Origin of the sequence: Nonomuraea sp. H19, assembly GCF_052068215.1 — a bacterium.
Taxonomy (GTDB): Bacteria; Actinomycetota; Actinomycetes; order Streptosporangiales; family Streptosporangiaceae; genus Nonomuraea.
In genome coordinates this window covers 1-5098 of sequence record NZ_JBQHCV010000086.1, presented here as the reverse complement: position 1 = coordinate 5098, position 5098 = coordinate 1, and the positions used below count along the sequence as shown (strand labels likewise).

Below are 5098 nucleotides of genomic sequence, written 5' to 3'. Positions count from 1 at the left end.
AGCGTCGGACCGTACGGCACCATGCGGGAAAGCGATCGGGCGGTTGGGAGAAGTTCAGGTGAGTGTCGCCGATCCCCGAGAGGTGCCATATGACGGAGAGCAACACGTGACCCCTGGACCAGGCTCGGTCGAGGACCTCATAGATGCCCAGCTTGCCGCCCGGGCCGGTCGTGATCCGGCCGTTTTCTCGGCCGTCTACGACCGGCACTTCCGAGAGATCTACCGGTACATCGCCGGACGGCTGGACGTACAGGCCGCCGACGACCTGGCCGCGGAGACTTTCCTCATCGCCCTGCGCGGACGAGAGAAGTTCGACCCCAAGCGTGGCGGCCTGCGGCCCTGGCTGTTCGGGATCGCCACCAACCTCGTGGCGCGGCACCGCAGCAAGGAGGCCCGCCACTACCGAGCTCTGGCTCGCGTGGGGGCCGAACCGGATGCCGACAGCCACGAGGCCCGGGTGGTCAGTGCCGTCAGCGCCCAACGACTGCAGCCTCAGCTGGCGAAGGCGCTGATGAAGCTGACCCGAGGTGAGCGGGACGTGCTGCTGCTGATGGCGCTCGGACAGCTCAGCCACGAGGAGATCGCACAGAGCCTGCGGATCTCGTACGGCACCGTCGGCTCCCGGCTCAGCCGTGCCCGAAAGAAGCTGCGCACCGAACTGAAGGACATCGAACCATGAACGAACTGGAGATGATCAGCAAGATGCTGCACAAGCCCGATCCCTCCGACACCGTCGTACGCGAAGGGCGGCGTCGGCTCCAAGACGCCCAGGCACGGCCGAGGCGCAGAAGCTTCGTCTGGGTGACCGGAGGTATGGGCCTCATGGCGGCCGCGGCGGCTGCGGCGGTGGCCGTGGTGGTCACCACCAGCGCAACGCCTGTGGCGGTGACCACCGGATCGCCGAGCGGAACGCCTCACAGCGCGTCGGCGGTGCCGGCGCAGCTGTCCAGCACTCAGATCCTGCTCGCGGCCGCCTCCACCGCGCAGACCAGGTCCGGCTCAGGGACCTACTGGCATGTCAAGGCCGACCACAGCGTGCGCGCTGGGAAGAAGACACTTCCCACGAAGTCCTCCGAAAGCTGGGTCAGGCGCGACGGGCAGGCATGGGTGCCCTCCGACGAGGGCGACACCGTCTACGAGGCCAAGGGCCCCAAGACGTTCTCCCTGGCCGACAGCCACGTCAGTTTCTCCGAGATTGAGCAGCTGCCGACCGATCCGGAGGCGCTGAAGGCGTGGATCGCCGACAAGCTCGACAACGGCGATGGCGATGCGGATCCCGCCGCACGCGAGTGGTTCGTGGCCAATTCCCTGGTCAACCTGCTGGGCGACTTGCCGGCTCCACCCGAGGTCCGGGCTGCGGCCTTCCGGGCGCTGGCCACGATTCCCATCGTGAAGAGCATCGGCACCACAAAGGACGGTCTGGGTCGCGCTGGCGACGGCCTGGAGATCTCCGACCATGGCGTGGACCTGAAGGTCATCATCGACCCCGAAACCTCGCTCGTCCTCGGCTCCAGCTACCGCAGTGGCAAGGAGGGCAAGATCTATAAGGAGGGGACGACCACGGTCCGAGTTTCCGAGTGGACCGACACGCTGCCTCCCGTGGTCCCCGAACCAGAGCGAACCGGCCCCGCCCGCGGCTGAAACACCCACGGCCGAGGGACCCGCCCCGGCTGTTCTCCAGCGAGCGCGCGTTGGCGGCACTGGCCATGCTGGGCACGATGCAATCTGCGCTTGTGCGGTCAGCCCGGGGCGCGGTGCTGGTGTTGCCAAGCGATCCGTGGCCGCGGCGTGACGACCGCCGCCTCAGCAACGGACGAGCAGAGCTGAGGGGAGCCCATCGGCATGATTCGACGCCCACCCACCTTGCTGGGCGCATGCTCTGGAACCCCCCGATGATCGGAGAATTACATGCAAAGAACGACATGGTGGGCCGGTGTTGCCGTGCTTGCTGCGGTCATGACCGTCCAGCCATCCGTCCCGCCACCGGCGGTCGCGCAGGCCGGCGACCAGGCGGTGGCCGGCGTGCGGACGGTCACGCTGGTCACCGGTGACAAGGTGACCGTGACCGGTCCGACGAGCGCGGTCGTCGAGCCCGGTGAGGGGAGGCAGAAGGTCACCTTCCTCACCGACGAGGCGCGGGGGCGGCTGCGGGTCTTACCCGGCGACGCCGCGCCGCTGGTCGCCGCCGGACGGCTGGACCCGCGGCTGTTCGACGTGACGGGGCTGCTGGAGCTCGGGTACGACGACAGCCGCAAGGAGCTCCCGCTGCTGGTGACCGGGGCCTCCGGTCCCACGCCGGCCGTCCGCGCGATGAGCGGGTTCAGGTCGCTGGGCGCGGTGCGCGGCTTCGCCGTACGGCAGCGCAGGGGCGAGGCCGCGCGCACCTGGCAGGCGCTCGCGGCCGGCACCGGCAAGATCTGGCTCGACGGCCGCCGGAGCGTCTCGCTGGACGTGAGTGTCAAGCAGGTCGGCGCGCCGCAGGCGTGGGAGCGCGGGCACACCGGCGCCGGCGTCAAGGTGGCGGTGCTCGACACGGGGATCGACGCGACCCATCCCGACCTCGCCGGGCGGGTCGCGGCCCGGGCCGACTTCACCGAGGTCCAGGACGAACGCGACGTGATAGGGCACGGCACCCACGTGGCCTCCACCATCGCGGGCAGCGGCGCCGCCTCGGACGGCAGGTACCGTGGCGTCGCCCCCGGCGTCACGCTGCTGGACGGCAAGGTGTGCGAGTCGACCTGGTGCACGGACTCGGCCATCCTGGCGGGCATGCAGTGGGCGGCCGAGCAGGGCGCCAGAGTCGTCAACATGAGCCTCGGATCCCCGGACACCCCCGGAACCGACCCGCTGGAGGAGGCCCTGCAGACGCTCAGCAAGCGGTACGGCACCCTGTTCGTGACGGCAGCCGGCAACTACGGCGCCGACCGTACGCTCATCTCGCCCGGCACCGCCGACGCCGCGCTCGCGGTCGGCGCCGTCAGCAAGGCCGGCGAGCAGGCCCAGTTCGCCAGCCGCGGGCCGCGCGCCGGCGATGACGGTCTCAAACCGGACATCACCGCCCCCGGCGTGGACATCACCGCGGCCCGCGGCAAGGACAGCCCCGGCGACGGCTCCTACGTCGCCATGTCCGGCACCTCCATGGCCACCCCGCACGTCACCGGCGTCGCCGCGCTGCTGGCTGGCGCGCACCCCGACTGGAAGGGCGACACGCTCAAGGCGACCCTCATGGGCACCGCCCGGCCGCTGCCGGGAATCGGGGTCTTCGCGCAGGGCGCGGGGCTCGTTGACGCCGACCGCGGCACCCGCCAGGCCGTCACCGCCGAACCGCCCGGCCTCGGCTTCGGAAAGCAGGCGTGGCCGCACAACGACGACCAGCCGGTCAGCAAGACGATCGTCTACCGCAACCATCAGCAGCAGCCGGTGACCCTCCGTCTGGAGGTGCGCGGCGACAAATCCTTCAGCGTCGCGCCCGCCATGCTGACCGTCCCCGCGGGCGGGCAGGCCCAGGCCGTCGTCACCGCCGACACCCGCGCCGACGGGCCCGACGGCCTCCTCGGCGGGCACGTCGTCGCCACCGGCGACGGCGACCTGGCCCTCAGCACGCCGGTAGGGGTCGACAAGGAGATCGAGAGTTACGACCTCACCCTCAGGTTCACCGACAGGAACGGCCGACCGGCCACCGAGGCCTACACGACGCTGTTCCGCCTGGACGCCGACCAGACGCCGATCGACGTGTATAACCCCGAGGCCCCCGTCACCCTGCGGCTGCCCAAGGGCCGATGGCTGACCAGGACCACCATCCGCGACGGCCAGAGCAGGACGCTCCTGGTCCACCCGGGCCTCGAACTGGACCGATCGCAGACCCTGCACGCCGACGCGCGGCTGGGCAAGCCGATCACGCTGACGATTCCCCGCGCCGACGCTACCCCGGTGCAGTCCGAGATCGTCTACCAGTACCAGAAAGCGGACGGGACATCGCGTCACTGGGGCTGGCTCGGCGACTCCTATGAGGGGACGTACACCGCCCAACTCGGCCCCACCCGCACCTATGCCGGCGTACGTACCAAGGTCGCTGAGCGATGGGCCGCGGCCCAAGTCGGCAGCCCATACGCCTACCACCTGGCCTGGTTCCACTCTGGAGGCATGGTCAACGGATTCGAACGGCGCGTGGCTCAGCGCGACCTGGCCGCCATCCACACCGACTACGCCCGCCACCTTCCCGAGGCGGAGGCCCGCGCGTACAGTCGCGCCTGGCCGCGCGACGGCGCCATCTTCGCCTTCATGGCTCCCACCACGTTCGGCACGCCGTTCAAGCAGGTCGAGTACGTCAACACCGACGGCGGCATCCGCTGGCAGCGCTACCTGTTCGAGTACGGCTCCGACGGCCGGCTCAACCGGTTCGACTCGCCCCTCAACGTCTATCAGTCCGGGCGAGCGTACACGGAGCTCTGGAACCGCGGCGTCTTCTCGCCCGCGCTGCCCTGGGCGGGCGCGGAGAAAGCCGACGGCGTCAGCCGCACCGGCGACGTCATCTCGACCGACCTGCTCATGTACGGCGACGGCAGAGGCTCGCTCGGCTACTCCACCCGGGCCACGCAGCGGACCGCCCTCTACCGTGACGGCACCCTCGTGGGCGAGCAGCCAGAGATCAGGACGAGCTTCACCGTACCCGCGCGAGAGGCCGCCTACCGCCTCGTCGTCGAAACCGAGCGCGGAGCACCCGCGACGCTGTCCACGCGCGTGTCCGGCGTGTGGACCTTCCGATCCGGGCACGTCGCGGGCGACACGCCGACGCGACTCCCCGTGTCGGTCGTACGCTTCAGCCCCGCCCTCGACGCCGAGAACTCCGCCCCGTCCGGGCGGCGCTTCACCGTGCCAGTAACCGTTCAACCATTGGAGGGAAGCACCGCCCGCCCCGTCAGGCGCCTCACGGTGGAGGTTTCCCACGACGACGGCGCAACCTGGAACAAGGCCGAAATCCACAAGTCAGCGGCCGTCCTGCGCCACCCGCCTGGCAACGGCTTCGTATCCCTGCGCGCCCGAACGGTAGACCAGGCGGGCAATACCGCCGAGCAGACGATCATCCACGCCTACCGGA

The 5098-nt window shown here is 70.3% G+C and carries 3 protein-coding genes; all 3 read left to right on the top strand.

From position 1 onward, the window contains the following. Window positions 1-106 precede the first annotated feature (106 nt). Window positions 107-679 (top strand): RNA polymerase sigma factor, encoded by a 573-nt coding sequence (locus tag ACTMTI_RS56430; protein WP_441129328.1) that lies wholly within the window; start codon window positions 107-109, stop codon window positions 677-679. Then, window positions 676-1641 carry a CU044_5270 family protein gene (locus ACTMTI_RS56425; RefSeq protein WP_441129327.1) on the top strand — a complete coding sequence of 322 codons (966 nt, stop codon included), beginning with the start codon at window positions 676-678 and terminating at the stop codon, window positions 1639-1641. The genes ACTMTI_RS56430 and ACTMTI_RS56425 overlap by 4 nt, the downstream gene beginning before the upstream one ends. Before the next feature lie 315 nt (window positions 1642-1956). Further along, on the top strand, window positions 1957-5098 hold a 3142-nt coding region (locus tag ACTMTI_RS56420; RefSeq protein WP_441129326.1), incomplete at its 3' end, for a S8 family serine peptidase.

What these genes read in the sequence shown, in the direction of transcription:
- ACTMTI_RS56425 (WP_441129327.1), top strand. Translation starts at nt 676, where the DNA reads ATGAACGAACTGGAGATGATCAGCAAGATGCTGCACAAGCCCGATCCC.